20 protein-coding genes and 1 other RNA gene are annotated in these 18,390 nt (G+C 36.1%); 11 read left to right on the plus strand and 10 right to left on the minus strand.

Features of this window, described 5'->3' with window-relative positions; genetic code table 11:
• Positions 1-6 precede the first annotated feature (6 nt).
• Together ACGHIN_RS06600 and ACGHIN_RS06605 are read left to right on the plus strand one after the other, a co-directional pair.
• Entirely contained in the window at positions 7-474 is a 468-nt protein-coding gene (locus ACGHIN_RS06600) for a DUF1573 domain-containing protein (RefSeq protein WP_390451958.1), read from the plus strand.
• Between the two features lie 77 nt (positions 475-551).
• On the plus strand, positions 552-1,421 hold the full coding sequence (locus ACGHIN_RS06605) for a polyphosphate kinase 2 family protein (RefSeq protein ID WP_390451960.1): 870 nt from the start codon (positions 552-554) through the stop codon (positions 1,419-1,421).
• Positions 1,422-1,507: 86 nt separating this feature from the next.
• Here ACGHIN_RS06605 and rnpB read toward each other — a convergent pair.
• An RNA gene (gene rnpB, locus ACGHIN_RS06610) (RNase P RNA component class A) lies at positions 1,508-1,834 on the minus strand.
• A 176-nt stretch (positions 1,835-2,010) separates the two neighbouring features.
• Here rnpB and ACGHIN_RS06615 point away from each other — a divergent pair.
• Together ACGHIN_RS06615 and ACGHIN_RS06620 are read left to right on the plus strand one after the other, a co-directional pair.
• Entirely contained in the window at positions 2,011-2,502 is a 492-nt protein-coding gene (locus ACGHIN_RS06615; RefSeq protein ID WP_121460222.1) for an RNA polymerase sigma factor, read from the plus strand.
• Positions 2,495-3,169: a beta-carotene 15,15'-monooxygenase gene (locus ACGHIN_RS06620; RefSeq protein WP_390451962.1), complete on the plus strand. Its 675-nt coding sequence runs from the start codon at positions 2,495-2,497 to the stop codon at positions 3,167-3,169. The genes ACGHIN_RS06615 and ACGHIN_RS06620 overlap by 8 nt, the downstream gene beginning before the upstream one ends.
• A gap of 45 nt (positions 3,170-3,214) precedes the next feature.
• Here the strand turns inward: ACGHIN_RS06620 and rpoN are convergent, their stop codons facing one another.
• The 4 genes from rpoN to ACGHIN_RS06640 form a co-directional block, all read right to left on the minus strand.
• On the minus strand, positions 3,215-4,678 hold the full coding sequence (gene rpoN / locus ACGHIN_RS06625; protein ID WP_390451964.1) for an RNA polymerase factor sigma-54: 1,464 nt from the start codon (positions 4,676-4,678) through the stop codon (positions 3,215-3,217).
• A 162-nt stretch (positions 4,679-4,840) separates the two neighbouring features.
• Positions 4,841-6,289, minus strand: a complete 1,449-nt coding sequence (gene asnS, locus ACGHIN_RS06630) for an asparagine--tRNA ligase (RefSeq protein ID WP_390451966.1) — start codon at positions 6,287-6,289, stop codon at positions 4,841-4,843.
• Positions 6,290-6,398: 109 nt separating this feature from the next.
• Entirely contained in the window at positions 6,399-7,028 is a 630-nt protein-coding gene (locus tag ACGHIN_RS06635; protein WP_390451967.1) for a hypothetical protein, read from the minus strand.
• Between the two features lie 3 nt (positions 7,029-7,031).
• The gene (locus ACGHIN_RS06640; RefSeq protein ID WP_390451968.1) at positions 7,032-7,706 is read right to left on the minus strand and encodes an LA_2272 family surface repeat-containing protein; all 675 of its coding nucleotides are present in this window, start codon (positions 7,704-7,706) and stop codon (positions 7,032-7,034) included.
• A gap of 106 nt (positions 7,707-7,812) precedes the next feature.
• Between ACGHIN_RS06640 and ACGHIN_RS06645 the strand changes: the two genes are divergently transcribed.
• From ACGHIN_RS06645 to ACGHIN_RS06655, 3 genes are all read left to right on the plus strand, one after another.
• A complete protein-coding gene (locus ACGHIN_RS06645; RefSeq protein WP_390451970.1) occupies positions 7,813-8,742 on the plus strand; it encodes a helix-turn-helix domain-containing protein in 930 nt (309 codons plus the stop codon).
• Entirely contained in the window at positions 8,739-9,542 is an 804-nt protein-coding gene (locus ACGHIN_RS06650) for a helix-turn-helix transcriptional regulator (RefSeq protein ID WP_390451971.1), read from the plus strand. Before ACGHIN_RS06645 ends, ACGHIN_RS06650 begins: the two co-directional genes overlap by 4 nt.
• A gap of 64 nt (positions 9,543-9,606) precedes the next feature.
• A complete protein-coding gene (locus ACGHIN_RS06655) occupies positions 9,607-11,247 on the plus strand; it encodes a serine hydrolase domain-containing protein (RefSeq protein WP_390451973.1) in 1,641 nt (546 codons plus the stop codon).
• A 10-nt stretch (positions 11,248-11,257) separates the two neighbouring features.
• On the opposite strand, the gene rimM is transcribed toward ACGHIN_RS06655, so the two are convergent.
• Positions 11,258-11,800 (minus strand): ribosome maturation factor RimM, encoded by a 543-nt coding sequence (gene rimM / locus ACGHIN_RS06660; protein WP_390451974.1) that lies wholly within the window; start codon positions 11,798-11,800, stop codon positions 11,258-11,260.
• A gap of 12 nt (positions 11,801-11,812) precedes the next feature.
• Positions 11,813-12,388: a 30S ribosomal protein S16 gene (locus ACGHIN_RS06665; protein ID WP_390451975.1), complete on the minus strand. Its 576-nt coding sequence runs from the start codon at positions 12,386-12,388 to the stop codon at positions 11,813-11,815.
• Positions 12,389-12,543: 155 nt separating this feature from the next.
• Here ACGHIN_RS06665 and ACGHIN_RS06670 point away from each other — a divergent pair, with 155 nt between their 5' ends.
• Entirely contained in the window at positions 12,544-13,020 is a 477-nt protein-coding gene (locus tag ACGHIN_RS06670) for an AAA family ATPase (RefSeq protein WP_390451976.1), read from the plus strand.
• Positions 13,021-13,036: 16 nt separating this feature from the next.
• Here the strand turns inward: ACGHIN_RS06670 and ACGHIN_RS06675 are convergent, their stop codons facing one another.
• Both ACGHIN_RS06675 and ACGHIN_RS06680 read right to left on the minus strand, forming a co-directional pair.
• Entirely contained in the window at positions 13,037-13,549 is a 513-nt protein-coding gene (locus ACGHIN_RS06675) for a nitroreductase family protein (protein ID WP_390451977.1), read from the minus strand.
• Between the two features lie 88 nt (positions 13,550-13,637).
• On the minus strand, positions 13,638-14,087 hold the full coding sequence (locus tag ACGHIN_RS06680) for a hypothetical protein (RefSeq protein WP_390451979.1): 450 nt from the start codon (positions 14,085-14,087) through the stop codon (positions 13,638-13,640).
• A 71-nt stretch (positions 14,088-14,158) separates the two neighbouring features.
• Here ACGHIN_RS06680 and ACGHIN_RS06685 point away from each other — a divergent pair, with 71 nt between their 5' ends.
• Positions 14,159-14,515 carry a DUF805 domain-containing protein gene (locus tag ACGHIN_RS06685; protein WP_390451981.1) on the plus strand — a complete coding sequence of 119 codons (357 nt, stop codon included), beginning with the start codon at positions 14,159-14,161 and terminating at the stop codon, positions 14,513-14,515.
• 35 nt (positions 14,516-14,550) lie between these two features.
• Here the strand turns inward: ACGHIN_RS06685 and ACGHIN_RS06690 are convergent, their stop codons facing one another.
• Complete coding sequence (locus ACGHIN_RS06690; protein WP_390451983.1) at positions 14,551-15,081, minus strand: SRPBCC family protein; 531 nt, start codon at positions 15,079-15,081, stop codon at positions 14,551-14,553.
• A gap of 197 nt (positions 15,082-15,278) precedes the next feature.
• Between ACGHIN_RS06690 and ACGHIN_RS06695 the strand changes: the two genes are divergently transcribed.
• Together ACGHIN_RS06695 and ACGHIN_RS06700 are read left to right on the plus strand one after the other, a co-directional pair.
• Positions 15,279-17,297 (plus strand): M3 family metallopeptidase, encoded by a 2,019-nt coding sequence (locus ACGHIN_RS06695; RefSeq protein WP_390451985.1) that lies wholly within the window; start codon positions 15,279-15,281, stop codon positions 17,295-17,297.
• 109 nt (positions 17,298-17,406) lie between these two features.
• Entirely contained in the window at positions 17,407-18,366 is a 960-nt protein-coding gene (locus ACGHIN_RS06700) for a bifunctional helix-turn-helix transcriptional regulator/GNAT family N-acetyltransferase (protein ID WP_390451987.1), read from the plus strand.
• Positions 18,367-18,390 lie beyond the last annotated feature (24 nt).

An 18,390-nucleotide genomic window follows, 5' to 3' on the forward strand; every position in this document is an offset into this window, starting at 1 on the left:
AAGAATATGAAAAAATTAATTGCAGGAATTGCACTATTTGGGACATTTGCTATTGCATCTGCACAAACCATCACTTTTGATAAAACCACTTATGATTATGGTACTATCAAGCCTAATGCTGATGGAACAAGATTTTTTACCGTAACGAATACTGGTGATAAGCCTCTTATTATTTCCAATGTAAAACCATCTTGCGGATGTACAACTCCTGAATTCAGCCAAGATCCTATTATGCCAGGAAAGTCTGCTAAGATCAAAGTTGGATATAACACGGCTATCAACGGAGGATTCAATAAAATGATAGAAGTTTTCTCTAACGACCCGGCCAACAACAGAAGCGTAATCTACATTAAAGGTACTGTAGATGCTAATGCTCCTGAACCTAAGCCACTAACTCCTGCAGAGCAAAAGGCTGCTACCAAGGCTGAAAAGAAAGCTGCCAAACAAGCTAAAAAAGTAGCTGCCGCAAAATAAGCTCTACTTTTTGAAAAAATAAAAAAACCGGCTCAGGAGAGCCGGTTTTTTATTACATTTATTCAAATAAATAAAATATGGATACTAACTTTTCTGATGACTTCCTGGTAAAGGGAAAAATTTCAATAGGCAAAACCTCCACAGAATATGAAGGTAGGCTTACTAAAGAAGAAGGAGAAGAATTACTGATCCGGGAAAAAGAAAAGCTACGTGAACTGCAGGAAAAGCTGTATGCTGACGGGAGCCAGTCTCTTCTGGTTGTTCTGCAGGCTATGGATGCGGCAGGGAAAGACAGTCTTATCGAACACGTTTTTGGTGGAGTAAACCCGCAAGGATGTAACGTGACAAGCTTTAAAGCTCCGAGCACCAAAGAATATTCCCATGATTTTTTATGGAGGCATTATCTGGCTTTACCTCAGAAAGGGATGATTGGTATTTTTAACAGATCCCATTATGAAAGTGTTTTGGTCTGTAAGGTTCATCCCGAATATAATTTAAGTGAAAAAACATGGGATTCCGTAAAGGATTTCGACAATCAGTTCTGGGAAAACAGATACGAAAGCATCAGGAATTTTGAAAAGCACCTTTCCCAAAATGGTACAACCATAGTAAAGATATTTTTACATGTTTCCAAAAAGGAGCAGAAACAAAGGTTTTTAGACAGAATCAATGAACAGAAAAAAAACTGGAAGTTTTCCATGGGTGATCTACCGGAAAGAGCTTTGTTTGATAAGTATATGGAAGCATATGAAACCGCCATTAACGAAACATCCAAAGAATATGCTCCCTGGTATATTCTTCCTGCAGATAATAAATGGTTTGCCAGAGTTGCCGCCATTCAGATCATTATTGATACTTTAGAAAAAATGAATCTGAAATATCCTCAGCTCTCCAGTCAGGACAAACAGGATTTACAGAAGGCTAAGCAGCAATTGGAAAGTGAATAGTATTATTGGAATCTGGAAGTTGGATGTCGGAAGTTATATTATGCCATTGAACCTTCAGCATCCAGCTTCTGACTTTTTGCTTAAAAAATACGAGAAAATCTGTAAGCCGGATTCTGTACTTCCATGAAGGAAGCGCCTGTTATTTATCTGCGTTTTACATTGCTGCAAAACTTGAGCTGATTACCCCTCGGCTTTCAGAGCGAGCAGCTCCTATTTTCATTGCTGAAAAGAACCGATATACTTATCATTGCACCACAAAGAGTTTACCTGGTTTCACTACAGCCGAACTGTACTTGCTTTCTGTTGCACTTGTCCTACCCTCACGGGTGACGGATGTTATCCGCTTTGCTGCTCTATGGTGTCCGGACTTTCCTACCCCTGCCGAAACAGGAATCAACAAGCCGATTTTCTCGCGGGTGCAAAGATACGATTTAATTTTGGCAATATAGCAATATGATGATGTGGTGATATGGGATGTAATCATACCGTGATTTGCACATTTGACCATTCATCTATCAACACATCATTAAATTATCACAACACCATATCGACTAATTTATTATCTTCGTGCAATTATTATACATCCATATTGATTTCTAGAGAAAAAGAATTTGCGCAGCTTATTAAGGATAATCAGGGACTGATTATTAAAGTATCGCGTTTGTATACCAATTCCCTGGAAGATGAGGAAGATCTTTTCCAGGAAATTGTCTTACAGCTTTGGAGAAGCTATGATTCTTTCAAAGGAAATTCAAAAATTTCTACATGGATGTATCGTGTAGCCCTTAATACAGCCATTACTCTTTTCAGAAAAAAAAGCAAGAGCCTTCCAACAAATGAACTCGATATTAACCATAAAGATTTTGTGGAAGATGATGATGAGAAGCAACAGCAGATCTCTTTATTATATACCGTGATCAAAACGCTCCCTAATGTGGAAAGAGCTATCGTAATGATGTATCTGGATGATTTGCCTTACAAGGATATCGCAGAAAACCTCGGAATCACCGAAGTAAATGCACGTGTGAAAATGAACAGATTAAAGAAAACCCTTAAAGAACAGATGGAAAAATATGCCTGAATTTGATTTAGACAGCTTTAAGAAAACGTGGCAGGAACAGCCTGTTCAGCAGAAGTACGATGACAATGAAATTCTACAGATGCTGAACCGGAAATCGCGCAACTATGTAAAATATATTTTCTGGATCAGTGTTGCAGAATTTTTATTCTTTACTGTTGTAGGGTTATTCTATCTTATACAGGATAAAGACTCCAACAGCTTTTTAAGTATTTTAAAAAAACTGGGCGCCCAAAATACTCCGGAGCTGGAGCAGACTTTTAATGACATATCTGTAGCTTTAAAAATTTTAAGCTTATCCGTAACGGCTTATTTTGTCTATAAATTTTACCAGAATTATAAGTCTATCAAGATTGAAGAAAACCTTAAGAAATTTATCATCAACATCATACGATTCAAAAAAACGGTCAATGCTTTTATTTTCACCAATATCATTTTGCTTATTGCATTTACAACCATTCTGGTGTCATTTGTTTTTTACGTTTTGAATGCACAGAATATTGAACTGACCAATTCAACACTTTCCCGTTTTCTGATTCTGGTTGTGGTGAGCACCGGATTAAGCGTTGTTTTGGTTTGGGTGTATTACAGGTTAGTCTACGGAATTATTCTTAGAAAGCTTGATAAGAATCTGAAGCAGCTTAAGGAAATAGATACTCTTCAAAATTAGATAAATAAAAAAAGCATTTCGGTTGAAATGCTTTTTTTATGATGATTAGAGTTCTTTTCTAAGCCTCGCTACCGGAATATTAAGCTGTTCCCTGTATTTGGCAATTGTTCTTCGGGCAATATTATATCCCTGTTCTTTCAGGATCACTACCAATGCGTCATCTGTAAGGGGCTTTCTCTTATTTTCTTTATTGATGACTTCCTGAAGATGGGTTTTAATCTCTTTTGTAGAAACTTCTTCTCCATCATCATTGGTCAAACTATCTGAGAATAGATCTTTCAGGTAAACAATTCCGTTAGGGGTATCTGCATATTTACTTTTTACCACTCTTGAAATTGTAGAAATATCAAATCCTGTGATATCCGCAACATCTTTTAAGATCATTGGTTTTAAGGATTTCTCGTCACCGGTAATAAAATAGTCTTTCTGAAACTTAACAATAGCGGTAATAGTCTGCAATAAGGTATTCTGGCGCTGATTAATGGCATCAATATACCATTTGGCCGCATCCAGTTTTTGCTTGATAAATAAGGCGGCCTGCTTGTGTTCCGCAGAGTTTTTATCATGAGAATACGTTGATAAAATATCTTTATACTCTTCTGAAACTCTCAAAGTCGGTGCATTTTTACTGTTCAGCAAGGGAACTACCTGCCCGTCTTTCACCTGAATAACAAAATCGGGGATAATTTCCTGGTTGATGGTAATCGTCTGAGTATCAAAATTACCGCCTACTTTTGGAGACAATTTTGAAATTTCATCCAGGGCATCCTTAAGATCATCTTCTTCAATGTCATATTTCTGGATGATTTTATTATAATGCTTATTCGTTAAAGCATCAAACTGATGTCTGAGAATATTGGCAGCAAGAGAAATAGCTTTATCCGAGCTTACTTTTTTCTCTATCTGCAGCAACAAACATTCCTGCAAACCTCTTGCTCCTACTCCTGCAGGATCAAGTTTCTGTACATAATTTTCCAATATATCCTCAACTTTTTCCTTAGTGGTATACACCCCCTGTGAAAAAGCCAGATCATCAACGATAGATTTGATCTCCCTTCTTAAATATCCGTCAGTATCAAGGTTTCCGATAAGATATTCGGCAATTTTAAGATCTTCTTCACTGATATTTACGAGATGGATCTGTTCCATCAGATAATCATACAGAGACTGGCCTTCAGTTAAAAGGCTTTCATTATCAAATTCTTCGTCATCAGGAGAATAGTTGCTGGATGCCGTTTTATAGCTCGGCTCATCATCATACAAATATTCGTTTACATCAAAATCAGTTTCAATGCTTTCTGTTCCTTCGTCCTGATAGGCATCTTCAAGGGAAGAATAGTCGTCCTCTTTAGAATCTTCCTTTACAATTTCCAAAGCAGGGTTTTCCTCTAACTCTCTTTCCAATTCCTCTTCAAATTCCAGGGTATGAAGCTGAATAAGCTTCATCAACTGGATTTGCTGAGGCGCCAGCTTCTGTCCTAATTTGAGTTGTAAGTGTTGTTTAAGCATATCCCTATTTGCGTTTTTAACATAACATATTCTACGAATTTAATAAATTTATTCGAGAAAAATAACTTTTAGCATGATTTTTGCTTTCTTCTATATAGTAATAAACTATTGGAAAATAAACAAAAAAAGCCTTAAACAATGTTTTAAGGCTTTTTTTATGGTTTAAAATTCAGCATTTTTAGGTGTTCTCGGGAAAGGGATCACATCTCTGATGTTCGTCATTCCCGTTACGAAAAGAACCAGCCTTTCTAGTCCCAAACCGAAACCTGCATGTGGTACAGAACCAAATCTTCGGGTATCAAGATACCACCATAGTTCGTGCTCATCTACATGCATTTCTGCCATTTTCTGCTTCAATACATCTAATCTTGCTTCTCTTTCGGAACCCCCGATAATTTCTCCGATTCCAGGGAAAAGTACATCCATAGCCGCAACCGTTTTGTTATCCTCATTAAGCTTCATATAGAATGCTTTGATCTCTTTAGGATAATCAAACAGCACTACCGGGCTTTCGAAATGTTTTTCCACAAGATATCTTTCGTGTTCAGACTGAAGATCAGCACCCCACTTTTCGACAGGGTATTGGAACTTCCCTTTTTTATTTTCCTTAGAATTTAGTAAGATTTCAATGGCTTCCGTATAGCTTACACGCATGAAACGTTTTGCCACTACATTCTGAAGCTTTTCAATAAGGCCTTCTTTAGCTCTTTCTTTTTCAGGTTTAGATTTTTGCTCTTCTGCAAAACGCTTGTCTAAGAAATCCAAATCATCTTTACAGTGGTCCAAAACATACTGAATTACATATTTCAGGAAATCTTCCGCCAGATCGATGTTATCTTCAAGATTATTGAAGGCCACTTCCGGCTCAACCATCCAGAATTCAGCAAGGTGACGGGTGGTATTGGAATTTTCCGCACGGAATGTAGGACCGAATGTATAAATTCTTCCTAATCCCATTGCTGCAGTTTCTCCTTCAAGCTGTCCGGAAACCGTTAAGTTGGTTTTCTTTCCGAAAAAATCCTGCGTAAAATCAATTGCGCCTTCTTTAGTTCTTGGCATATGATCCAGGTCAAAGTTCGTAACTCCGAACATTTCTCCTGCTCCTTCCGCATCTGCCCCCGTAATAATCGGAGTATTGATGTAGAAGAACTGTCTTTGGTTGAAGAATGAGTGGATGGCAAAACTAACGGCATGACGTACTCTGAAAACAGCCCCGAACAAGTTCGTTCTGAATCTTAAGTGCGCCTGCTCACGAAGCTTTTCCAAACTATGTTTTTTAGGCTGGAGAATGGTACTTTGCAGCTCATCCGTAAAGTTATCTCCTAAAATCGTAATTTTCTTAGCTACGATTTCTACGGTTTGTCCGGCTCCCTGGCTTTCCACCACTTCACCCACGACTTTAAGAGAAGAAGCCGTGCTTATTTTATTGATCATCTCTTCGTCAAAATTTTCGAAATCAACAACGATCTGCAAATTATTAATCGTAGAACCATCATTAAGTGCTATAAAACGATTGGCACGGAATGTTCTTGCCCAACCGTAAACCGTAATGTCATGATGTAATACTTTCTTGTAATCCTGTAGGATTTCTTTAATGGTTCGCTTTTTCATGTGTTGATGATAAATTTTTGTGTAAAAATTAATGTCCGCAAAGTTACAAAAAAACAGCGCAATGATGAAATTACGCTGTCGTTTTAAAATTATGCATCAACTATTTAATCTAAAACTTAATATTCAGGTTTACTTCTATTGAAAAAGAATTGAATCTTTCCGGTACCGTTTGCTTATACCAAAGGCGGTACGGCATATATGAAGCCTGAACTCCAAGTCCTATATTATTTTTCCAGAAACGTATTCCCTCTCCTATTTTCAATGAAGCTACGCTGGTGGAATGGGTATCAATATAAATGGTATTATCATCTTCCTCTCTTACAGGCTCATCCTCGGGAATTCCTTTATCACTGAAGAATAGATTATGAAAACTGAGCTCATTTACCCATTCAACTTTATATTTTTTCCATGAATATTCTTTTACCAAACGTGTTCCCAGATTAAGGATAAATTCTTCTGAACGCACAGGGTAGAACTGCCCATCTTTACCATAATTGAAATCATAAAGGCTTTTACTATACCCAAAGGTTCCACCAATTTCCAGATGCGTTCCAGTTTCATCAGTAGGATATCTGTACCAATATCCTGCAAAAAATCCCGGATTCCGTTGCTTTTTAAAATCATTGAAATTGAGATAACCACCTGCTTCTATAAGAGAACTTTCAGTATTTTTCCTTTTTTTTGCGTCCTGTGCAGATAAGCTTACACAAAACAGCAGTAGTGCAATAACTGATTTCATAATCTAAAAATTAACGAAAGGCAAAGTGCGTTTTCCATTTTTGTTCCAAAATCCGATCTGTAACCCTCTAAGCTTGTCCGATTTGTTTACAATTCCAATCTGTAATCCCTTTCCCGTTGTTGCTTTATTATGAAAACCAATTTGCATCCCTTTTAGGATATTGACATCATTGAATATAGAAATGCTCAATCCTTTCAATTCTTTTGCCGAAATCCCTAATCCGGAAATTAAAACTCCGTTTCCTTTTTCTATATCCGTTGTAATGGCAGAAACCAATATACCGTTCATTGTATTTCCATAATTGTACATGGAAAGGCTGACTCCGTTATGATTAACCCCTCTTACATATCCTGCAGCGGAAATGTTAATTCCATTAACCTGTAAATAGGCTTCTTTAAAGGCAATTCTTGAAGGATCATAAAACATCCAGATTAAAAACCCCAAGGGATTTATATCCAGATTCAGTCCATTTACCTTTTGAAAATTGGGTTGGGTATTAGGAGAATATTTTGGATCAAAACCTAGCCCTACCGTCAGTCCATTTACTTTTTCTATTTCATTTTTTAAAGGGGTAAAAGCAATAAATTGCGTTTTTTGTCGGGCCATCTGCAAACTGTCTTGTCCAAACACTAAGAAGCTGGATAAAAGACCGATGATGAATAAAAATTTTGTTTTCATAGCTTACTATTTTAAAAATTCTTTTTCAAAAGTATCTGTAGAAAACACAAATCCGAATGCGGAAAAAAATTAAAATATTTGAGTAAATTTGTGAAAATCACAAAACATGCATCAGGAACTTCTGCTTAAAGAGATCCGGAGAAGAATCGGGGAAAAATCTTTGAATGACGAAATTGCTAATATTCTTAATATAAGCTATGATGCAGCTCATAGAAGAACTTCTCTGAAGGCAAAGTTCAGTTTTGAGGAAGCGTTGGAACTGGCAAAATATTACCAGATCTCGCTCAATCAGTTTATCACATCAGACCATCAGATTTTAGTTCAAAAAACCAGCGCTGTAACCCATGTGGAAGATTTACAATCTTTTTTTCAAAACAATCTTAGTGTATTCGAAAATCTGCCTCTTTCTGATGGAATGACTATTTATTATTCCGCGAAAGATATTCCGTTTTTTTATACACTTTCAGATACGTTACTTTCCCGTTTCAAGATTTATGTCTGGATGAATTTGCTTAATGCAAAGCAGGTTTTTATCCCTTTTTTGCAATTCTCTCCTCCCAATTTTGAACTCAACACCAAAAAACTAAGGGAAAAATATGAAGCACAACATGTTGTGGAATTGTGGAATGACATGACGGTTTCCAGTATTTTGCAGCAGATTTTATTTTATTATGAAACCGGGCTTTTATTGAAAAATGAGGCTAATATTATTCTGGAAGAAGTAAAAGAATTGATAGAATATATGGAAGAGAAAACCGAAAATAATCCAAAGTTTCATTTGTATGAAAACGAGCTGATGCACCTTTCCAATGATATCTTTTTTCATCATCCGAAACAGTCACTTTTCGCTTTACCTTCCAATATGTTTGGATATATCCTGATCAACGATGCCAGAACCTGTAGGGAAACACTCAGCTACTTTGAACATCAAATAAAAAATTGCAAATCTCTAAACACCGCCGGAAACAGGGACAGGAAAAAATTCTTCAACAGAATGTATATACAGATTGAAAATTTAAAACAAAAAATACAATGAAAAATCTTCGTAATGGTGAATTTTTCGGACAAACCAATGAAACCATCTGTTTGGACGGCCTTACCATTACGGATACTGAATACACTCATCCTTATGTCGACTGGCATTACCATGAGAATGCTTACTTCACATTTCTGCTCCAGGGAAATATGACCGAAGGAAATAAAAAAGAAGTTTATGATTGTTCCGCCGGAAGTCTTCTTTACCATCATTGGCAAGATGCGCATTACAACATAAAACCTGATATTTTTACACGAGGATTTCATATTGAAATTTCAGAGCAATGGTTTGAGAAATTTAAAATCACAAAGTATAAAGAAGGTAGCTTTACTATCAAAAATCCAGATGTAAAGTTATTGTTTTACCAGCTTTTCCGGGAAGCAAAAATGAGTGGAAATTCTTTAGAAATATCTCTTAATCAGCTTTTATTATATGTTTTCAGTCAATTTTCAGATCAAAACGGGCTCCGGGAAAAGAAACCGGCATGGGCAAAACAGATTGAAGAAATCCTGCATGAAAATGCTACGGAAAAACTGAATTTATTAGATCTTTCCCAAACTCTGGATATTCATCCGATGCATTTGAGCAGAGATTTTCAAAAGTATTTCAATTGTAATTTGGGAACTTATATCCGAAAACTGAAAATTGAAAAGTCTTTGACGCTTCTCAACACAGACAAATCCCTGACTCATATTGCCATTGAGTGCGGTTTCGCTGATCAAAGTCATTTTATCCGCTGTTTTAAAGAAAATATGGGTTTAACACCATTGAAATACCGACAAATTCTAAGAGGCAGGTAAAATGTTAATTTCATTCTATTTTTTCTGGAAATAGCTTTTTATTTTTGTTTAGATCAAATTTGAAATGAAATCTATTTTACTTATTGCTTTGATGTTAATTTCTGTTTTTTCTTCAGGTCAAAACATTCTTACTCCTGAGGAAATAGAAAATCCTGTTCAGAAAAACCATTTGCGGAAGATTGTTTTTTTAAATAATTCTATTCCGCTGGAAAATTTAAAAGAGTCTGATCTTTTAGACACCATGACCTTCAGAGAAGATAGAGATTTTGATATCCGTATTTTTCTGGACAACTCTTTGGTCAATTATTTACATCAGCTGGATACTACTTTAACTACCGACGAACTTCTTAAAAAAGGAAATTACCAGTTCAATTTTTACGTTGATGGAAAGTTAATATATACAGAAAATGTAAACCCAGGTGCGGGAAATGCGGAGAATAAAAAGTTTAAGACCAGTTTTAGGGTTCCTTTTATCAGTACTGCTAATGAAGATTCATGGGGAAGATATTTATGGATGCGTTTCTATCTTGCCAATGGTGGGATTGATGCTTTAGAAGCAGGAAATCATATTCTGAGAATTGAAATCAGGCCTTATTTAAAAACAACAGTTTTAAAAACCGGGAACGTCATTGCAGAGGGAGAAATCCGATTAATCGTCCCGCAAAAAAATATTTCCGAGCAACAAATTGCCATTCAAAAGATAAAGCCAAACAGTGGATGGAAGGTTTCTAAAGATAAATTTGACCAAAAAAAGATAAGACTTTTAAATAAAAAAATTGCAGAAAACAGATTCCGTGATATTACAGGAATTGTTGTAATAAAAAACGGCAAACTAATTCTGGAAGAATATTTTAATCATTCCGGAAGAGACACTTTGCAGGATACACGATCTGTAGGCAAATCTTTTTCTTCGGCTCTCATAGGAATTGCCATAAAAGAAGGTTATCTCAACAATGAAAATCAAATCCTGAAGGAATTTTATAATTTAAAACAATTCAAAAATTATTCTTTCAAAAAAGATAGTGTTACTATCAAAAGCCTGTTGACAATGAGTTCTGGCTTTGATGGTAACGACAATAACAATGATTCTCCCGGAAATGAAGAAAATATGTACCCTACCGATAATTGGGTAAAATTTGCATTAGATCTGCCCATGACACAAGATAAAATCGGAAAAAACTGGAATTATTTTACAGCCGGAGTAGTTGTCACCGGAGATATTCTTGACCAATCCGTTCCTGAAGGCTTAGAAAGATTTGCCTATAAAAAATTGTTTCATCCATTGGGTATTACTCGTTATAAATGGCAATATACACCTCAGCAAAAGCCTTCATTAGCAGGTGGTTTACGTATGCGCGCTTTGGATTTTGCAAAATTCGGACAGCTGTATAAAAATAATGGAATCTGGAATGATGTCAACATTCTCGATAAGGGTTGGATAAAAAAAACATTTACCAATTATTTTGCGGATAAAAAAGACTTTGACGGATATGGATATTTGTTTTGGAGAAAAGTGTATACTGTAGAAAACAAGACTTTTGAAACGTATCAGTCAAGCGGAAACGGAGGAAATAAAATTATTGTATTTACCCAAATACCTCTCGTGATGGTCATCACAGCAAAAGCATATAATAAGCCTTATGCGCATTCACAAGTGGATACAATTGTACAGGAATATTTGTTACCCGCAATTGGTGAACAGTAAAAAAGAATATTTATTCGTCTTTTTTGGAAGGAACTAAAAATACATCCATCAAGCCTTCAGGAAGCTGCATTTTGATGAATTGTTCTTCTCTGTTCACTTCAAGGATCCAGTCTTTAATGATCGGAACCACAATTTCTTTTCCGTTTAATCTGGATAGGAAGTAATGCTGGGCCGTCTGATCGTTTACAGACTCAATTTCACCACAGTTATTATTTTCTTCATCAAGAATCGTGAAACCGATCACCTCGTGATAATAAAACTGTTTCCCGGAAAGTTTAGGTAATGTGGCAAGCGGTAAATAAACATTTTTCCCTAAAACCTGATCTACCATGGCCTCAGAGGAATTCTTAAAGAAAATGTTCAGAGCATCAGATTTGCTCCATGATGATTTTTCAATAAAAAAAGGAACCAATAATCCGTTGATTTCAACGAATATTGATTCCAGTTTATTGTAAAGCTCGGGTTGGTCTGTATCCAGTTTCAGAATAACATTTCCCGAAAGACCATGTCTGCGTGTGATTTTACCTAAAAAGTAGCAATCCTCTTTACGCATACAGGTTAATTCTTAAGCTTCAGTGTTTTCTTCAGTTTCAGCAGCAGGAGCTTCTCCTTCCGGAGCTTCTTCTGTAGCCTCAGCAACTTCTTCAGCAGGTGCGTTGGCAGCTTCTTCAGCAGCTTTAGCATCAGCTTCAGCTTGTGCAGCAGCAGCAATTCTAGCTTCGTTTACTTTAGCTTCAGCTTCAAGAGCCGCTTTTTTAGCATCAGCCTGAGCTTTAGCTAAACCGTCCACTTTACCTTGAACTTTTGATTCTTTAGCTTCTAACCAAGCATTGAATCTTTTCTCAGCTTCAGCCTCATCAAAAGCACCTTTAGCAACACCACCTTGTAAGTGTTTTTTGTAAAGGGCTCCTTTGTAGGAAAGGATAGCTCTGGCAGTATCAGTCGGCTGAGCACCGTTGTTTAACCACTGTACAGCAGAATCAACGTTCAACTCGATAGTTGCAGGGTTAGTAATTGGGTTGTAAGTTCCTAGTTTTTCGATGAATCTACCATCTCTTCTAGCTCTAGAATCTGCAACCACGATGTGGAAGAAAGGCTTACCTTTTTTACCGTGTCTTTGTAATCTGATTTTTACTGACATAATGTTTGAATTTTAGGGGAACTCGTCCCGGTTAAATATTTAAGAGTGCAAAGATATAGAAAATTTCCAATGTATCAATGTAAAATATAATAATTATTACGGGATGATCATTTGTGACCCATTTTTATTCTTATATTTAAAAAAACAGATTCAGAATGAAGCGTATTTACTTAACGGGAATGTCAGGAACCGGAAAGACATCTGTTATTCGTAATCTTCAACATAAAGGATTTACAGCAATTGATACAGATTACGGTAACTGGAAGGAAATTTCAATGTCGGAAGAAACGCCTGAATGGATATTAAAGGAAGATGAGATAAAAAATTTACTTTTGAAACCTCTTACTTCTTCTATTTTCATATCAGGCTGCTGTTCCAATCAAACGAATCTGTACCCGTTTTTTGATGCTATTGTCTTATTTTCTGCTTCTCTTGAAACAATACTTCAAAGAATCGCCGACAGAACTTCTAACCCGTATGGAAAAATGCCCGAAGAACGTGATGAAATTATCTGGAATTTTGAAAACATTCAGCCTTTGTTACAAAAAAGTGCTCATTTCGAATTTAATACTGATGTGATGACCATCGAGGAAATAACAACATCACTCATCGAGCTTTCCAACAACGGTTAATAAGAATAAGTTTATATTAATTGATTGCTCCCATATAGAAAAGCCCCAAACATTTCTGGTTTTCCTCTATCTGTAAAGAGTCTTTAAGGTGATCCACTATTTTCGGTGAGCTCCAGTAACAGCCTATTCCGTTAGCTGTACAAGTTAAATACATATTCTGAACGGCCATTGAAACGGCAGCAATTTCTTCCCATTCAGGAACCATTCCGCTGAAATTGACCACAATGGAAATGACCACATCCGCTTTATTGATTTTAAAGCCGATATCCTGATATTTTTTTTCTAAAAAAAGCTGTTCGGGTTGGGTTGCCTTGTAGATGGCCTGCATTTCTGAAGCTAATGCTTGCTTTTCTTCCCCTTTGAAGATCTTGAAACGCCATGGTTTGGTGCGTTTGTGATTGGGTGCTAATGATGCGGAATGTAAAATTTCGTTAATGACTTCCTGCGGTATTTCGTTTTCAGAATAATCTTTGGGAAAAATGCTTCTTCTTTGTTCTATGATCTCTTTTAAAACTTCTGCTTTATTCATAGAGACAAAATTACGAAAAAGTTGATAGTTGATAGTTGATAGTTGCAAAATCACAACTTAAGCATTTTATCAAAAAAAATTCTAATTTCTATAATACTTCCACAATTTTCTGATGGATATTATTCAATGTAAAGGAGTCCCCGGATTTCATGCCCATCATCTTTTGAGCCATCGGACTTTCGGGAGAGATCGCATAAAAACGGTCGCCTTCGAAGAAGAATTCTCCTAATGATACTGAAATATAGAAACGTGCTTTATTGGTAATGACCAAAGATCCAAGCTGTATTCTTTCGGTTGTTTTATTTAAAACTTTTGACATATTTCTCTGAAGGTCGTTCAGAGCACCCAGCTGTCTCTGCATCTGATAAATTTCTTCCTGCATTTCTTCTCTCATACTATCATATTTCGGCGTCTTTTTAATATCACGACTGGCTTCCAAAGTAAATTCAATAAATTTCTTCAGCTTTTCGATCTTCTCTGCTATTACCTTTTTCACATAGTTTCTGATGTCATTCTTTTCAAATATGATCTTCTCCATAAATCTATTCTTTATATAAAGATAGTATTTTAAAATAATATTTATATTTGTCTGCCAAAAAAATTAAAACCATGTTTAAAAATGTATTTTCGTTTAACGGAAGAATAAGAAGAACCGAGTATGGTATTTCTTATCTCATCTACATCTGCATCATTGTTCCGCTTAGAGTATATGTAGATTCTGCAAACTCTTCAGGAGCCTATCTTCTGTTTTTTGCTGTTTATATTCCTTTATTGATAGTCCTTCTTGCTCAGGGAGCAAAAAGATGTCACGACAGAGGAAACAGCGGATGGTTTCAGCTAATCCCTTTTTATGTTTTTTGGATGCTGTTTGCAGACAGTGATCCGGGACAGAATGAATATGGCCCGAATCCCAAGGGGATTGGAAATTATGACACCATCAATGAAATCGGAAAAAAAGAATATTAAATAAAAAGCCTTGTAAAATTTACAAGGCTCTGTTTTTATTTTTCAGATAATTTCTTCAGATCTTCTAATCCCTGCCCAAACATTTTACCCATCTGGCTATCCATCATCGGTTTCATCAGTTTCATCATCGGCGTAAGCTCATTATCCATAGTCCAGGTAACTTTTGTACCGTTTCCTTCCGGTGTTAAAATAAAACTTCCTTTGGCAGCTCCTTCCCAAGGTTTGATAAAATGAAGATTACTGGATAATTTTTCGTTTGGAACTACTTCCGTTACCATTTGCTCTCCTTCACCTACCTGATCATTGCCTTTCCAGTGATAAGAATCACCTACTTCTCCACTATTGCCGGAATAAGTAATCTGGATATTTGGATCTGCTTTTGCAAACGGGTTCCATACATTGAATGCTTTTGTAGAGCCTACATGCTGCCAGACTTTTTCTTTTGGAGCATTAATGACAATTGATTTTTCAAAGTGATAATCTTTACTGAAAGCTAACATGGCAATGAGAGCATAAGCAACGATTAAAAGGATAATAATCCCGATAATTTTCAAAAGTGTTTTCATAGTTTAATATATTAAGATTTAATTTTAATCTTTTGCTGGTCCAAAATTAATTATTCCTTTTACATCTCCTCTTTACATAGGACAAGATTATTGCATATAAACTTTTTGTCACAACTTTCATTCAGGCATTATTTTTGAGTCGTTTCAGCCGTGAACTCCGTAGAATTGTTAAATTTACATCAAATAAAATTAAAAAAATGAGCATTTTAACCGAAAAATTTAATACTCCATATCATTCAGCACCTTTTACTCAAATTAAAAATGAAGATTATCTTCCGGCCTTTAAAGAACTGATCCAACAATCCGAGCAGGAAATAGAGACTATCGTTAATAATCCGGAAGTGCCTACTTTTGAAAATGTTATAGAAGCATTAGCTTATGCCGGTGAACAGCTGGATGTGGTTTCCAATATATTTTTCAACCTGAATTCTGCAGAAACAAGTGATGAGCTTCAGCAGATTGCTCAGGAAGTTTCTCCTATTTTAACGGAATACTCTTCCAAGATTTCTCAAAATGAAGCTTTATTCAACAAAATCAAAAAAGTGTATGATGAAAAGGAGAAGTACAATCTTAATGAAGAGCAGCAAATGCTTTTGGATGAAACCTATAAAGGATTTGTAAGAAGCGGTGCTTTATTGAATGAGGAAGACAAGGAAAAATTAAAGAAGATCAATATGGATCTTTCTTTAAAATCATTACAGTTCGGACAGAATGTACTGGCTTCCACGAATGCTTATTTCAAACATATTACGAATAAAGAAGATCTTAATGGAATTCCGGAACCGATCATCGAACAATACGCCGAAGAAGCTAAAGAAAGAAATCTGGATGGCTGGGTCATTACATTGCAATATCCAAGCTATATTCCTTTTATGACCTATGCTGAAAACCGAGAACTAAGAAAGGAAATTGCTTTAGCCAACGGTAAAAAATCTTTTGATGATGGTGAATTCGATAATCAAAGTTTAATTAAAGAATTGCTTGCTTTAAAACAGCAAAAAGCAGAATTATTAGGCTATACAAACTATGCAGATTATGTCTTGGAGGAAAGAATGGCTAAATCCCCGACTAAAGTACTCGATTTTTTAAATGAACTTTTAACCAAGGCCAAACCTTATGCAGATAAAGAAATTGATGAGCTGAAGGCATTGGCAAAAGCTGATGGAATCGATGAAATGCAAAGCTATGATCATGCATTTTATGCCGAAAAGCTTCGCAAACAGAAATATGACTTCAATGATGAGGAACTAAAACCTTATTTCCCACTGAATCAGGTTCAGGATGCTGTTTTCGGATTGGCTCACCAGCTTTTCGGGCTTACTTTTGAAGAAAGAAATTACATTCCTAAATATCATGAAGATGTAAAAACCTATGAGGTAAAGGAAAATGGCATATACAAGTCTTTATTGTATGTAGATTATTTCCCAAGAAAAGGGAAAAGAGCCGGAGCATGGATGACAAGCTATAAAAACCAATATAAAAAAGACGGTGAAAATTCCCGCCCTCATATTTCCATCGTTTGTAATTTCAGCAAACCGACAAAGGATACTCCAAGTTTATTGACATTTCAGGAAGTGACGACTTTATTCCACGAATTTGGTCATGCCTTGCACGGAATGTTAGCTGATACACAATATCCTACTCTTTCGGGAACTTCTGTAAAATGGGATTTCGTAGAATTACCATCTCAATTCCTTGAAAATTTCTGCTATGAGCCGGAATTTTTGAAAACATTTGCCAAACATTACCAGACCGGCGAAGTTCTTCCGGATGATAAAATTCAAAAGATCGAACAGTCTAAAAATTTCATGGAAGGCTACCAGACCTTGAGGCAGCTAGGTTTTGGGCTCCTGGATATGAATTATCACACTAGAGTTGGAGAGCTGGAGAATGAAAGTGTTAAGGACTTTGAAGACAAATATACCAAAGCCACCCAGCTTTATCCGGGAAACCCTGAAACAGCAATGAGCCCAAGTTTTTCACACATTTTCCAAGGAGGATATTCCGCGGGGTATTATTCTTACAAATGGGCGGAAGTTCTGGATGCAGATGCATTCCAGTATTTCAAGGAAAATGGAATTTTCAATCCGGAAATTGCCGCAAAATATAAAATACTTCTTTCTTCAGGGGGAACCAAAGATCCGATGGAAATGTACAAAAACTTCAGAGGCAGCGAACCGAAAGTGGAAAGTTTGCTAAAAAGAGCGTTTGGATAATAGTAAAAAAGGCTTTCGAATGATCGAAAGCTTTTTTTGTTTAATAGTATTGCGGTAATTAAAATTTTTATACATTTGTATAACTAGTTATATAATCAATTTTATAGTTATGAATGTTTTTGAGAAAACCGGAAAAATGGCTCTGGGAAGCAGAATGCGGATATTAACTGCGAAAATGACTGAAGATGCTTCTAAAATTTATGAGATGTATAAGGTAGAGGGATTTGTGCCTAAATGGTTCCCCGTATACTTTTTACTTTCTGAAGAGGGAGAAAAAACGATTACGGAAATTGCGGAGGAAATAGGACACTCCCAACCATCTGTAACCAAAATCGTGAAAGAAATGACCAAAGCAGGACTCATCAATGATGCTATTGAATCCAAAGACAGACGTAGGAATGTTGTTGGTCTTTCAGAAAAAGGAAAAGCTCTTTCCCAAACCATAAAAATTCAATGTGCGGATATTGATGCTGCTGTTGAGCTCATGCTGAATGAAGCTTCTCATAATCTTTGGGAAGCGATCAGGGAATGGGAACATTTGTTGGAGCAAAAATCGTTATTTAAAAGAGTTCAGGAGCAGAAAAAAGAGCGTGAAAGCAAAGATGTAAAAATTGTGGAATTCGAACCTCAATATCAAGAAGCATTCAAAACACTGAATGAAGAATGGATTTCCAATTATTTTGAAATGGAAGAAGCGGATCATAAAGCATTGGATCACCCCAACGAGTATATTTTAGATAAAGGCGGAAAAATTCTTATTGCTCTTTATCATGACGAACCTGTAGGCGTTTGTGCTTTAATTAAAACAAATGATCCTGATTATGATTATGAAATGGCAAAGATGGCCGTCTCACCCAAAGCACAGGGAAAAAACATAGGTTGGCTATTAGGAAAAGCTATCGCAGACAAGGCCAAAGAATTGGGGGCAACCAAAATATTCCTGGAAAGTAATACAAAACTAGAACCTGCGATCAATCTGTATTATAAGTTAGGCTTTCAGCAGGTTTTTGGGCGGGAAACCCCTTACAAACGGTGTAACATTCAAATGGAATTGAAGTTAAAAGATTGATATGATAAAGGCTGTTTTCTTAGA

This window comes from Chryseobacterium barbadense, from assembly GCF_042849955.1.
Lineage (GTDB): Bacteria > Bacteroidota > Bacteroidia > Flavobacteriales > Weeksellaceae > Chryseobacterium.

What these genes read in the sequence shown, in the direction of transcription:
- ACGHIN_RS06655 (WP_390451973.1), top strand. Translation starts at nt 9,607, where the DNA reads ATGAAATCTATTTTACTTATTGCTTTGATGTTAATTTCTGTTTTTTCT.
- rpoN (WP_390451964.1), bottom strand. Translation starts at nt 4,678, where the DNA reads ATGCTTAAACAACACTTACAACTCAAATTAGGACAGAAGCTGGCGCCT.
- ACGHIN_RS06650 (WP_390451971.1), top strand. Translation starts at nt 8,739, where the DNA reads ATGAAAAATCTTCGTAATGGTGAATTTTTCGGACAAACCAATGAAACC.
- ACGHIN_RS06600 (WP_390451958.1), top strand. Translation starts at nt 7, where the DNA reads ATGAAAAAATTAATTGCAGGAATTGCACTATTTGGGACATTTGCTATT.
- ACGHIN_RS06690 (WP_390451983.1), bottom strand. Translation starts at nt 15,081, where the DNA reads ATGAAAACACTTTTGAAAATTATCGGGATTATTATCCTTTTAATCGTT.
- ACGHIN_RS06675 (WP_390451977.1), bottom strand. Translation starts at nt 13,549, where the DNA reads ATGAATAAAGCAGAAGTTTTAAAAGAGATCATAGAACAAAGAAGAAGC.
- ACGHIN_RS06640 (WP_390451968.1), bottom strand. Translation starts at nt 7,706, where the DNA reads ATGAAAACAAAATTTTTATTCATCATCGGTCTTTTATCCAGCTTCTTA.
- ACGHIN_RS06620 (WP_390451962.1), top strand. Translation starts at nt 2,495, where the DNA reads ATGCCTGAATTTGATTTAGACAGCTTTAAGAAAACGTGGCAGGAACAG.
- ACGHIN_RS06695 (WP_390451985.1), top strand. Translation starts at nt 15,279, where the DNA reads ATGAGCATTTTAACCGAAAAATTTAATACTCCATATCATTCAGCACCT.
- ACGHIN_RS06685 (WP_390451981.1), top strand. Translation starts at nt 14,159, where the DNA reads ATGTTTAAAAATGTATTTTCGTTTAACGGAAGAATAAGAAGAACCGAG.
- ACGHIN_RS06665 (WP_390451975.1), bottom strand. Translation starts at nt 12,388, where the DNA reads ATGTCAGTAAAAATCAGATTACAAAGACACGGTAAAAAAGGTAAGCCT.
- ACGHIN_RS06635 (WP_390451967.1), bottom strand. Translation starts at nt 7,028, where the DNA reads ATGAAATCAGTTATTGCACTACTGCTGTTTTGTGTAAGCTTATCTGCA.
- ACGHIN_RS06605 (WP_390451960.1), top strand. Translation starts at nt 552, where the DNA reads ATGGATACTAACTTTTCTGATGACTTCCTGGTAAAGGGAAAAATTTCA.
- rimM (WP_390451974.1), bottom strand. Translation starts at nt 11,800, where the DNA reads ATGCGTAAAGAGGATTGCTACTTTTTAGGTAAAATCACACGCAGACAT.
- ACGHIN_RS06645 (WP_390451970.1), top strand. Translation starts at nt 7,813, where the DNA reads ATGCATCAGGAACTTCTGCTTAAAGAGATCCGGAGAAGAATCGGGGAA.
- asnS (WP_390451966.1), bottom strand. Translation starts at nt 6,289, where the DNA reads ATGAAAAAGCGAACCATTAAAGAAATCCTACAGGATTACAAGAAAGTA.
- ACGHIN_RS06670 (WP_390451976.1), top strand. Translation starts at nt 12,544, where the DNA reads ATGAAGCGTATTTACTTAACGGGAATGTCAGGAACCGGAAAGACATCT.
- ACGHIN_RS06700 (WP_390451987.1), top strand. Translation starts at nt 17,407, where the DNA reads ATGAATGTTTTTGAGAAAACCGGAAAAATGGCTCTGGGAAGCAGAATG.
- ACGHIN_RS06680 (WP_390451979.1), bottom strand. Translation starts at nt 14,087, where the DNA reads ATGGAGAAGATCATATTTGAAAAGAATGACATCAGAAACTATGTGAAA.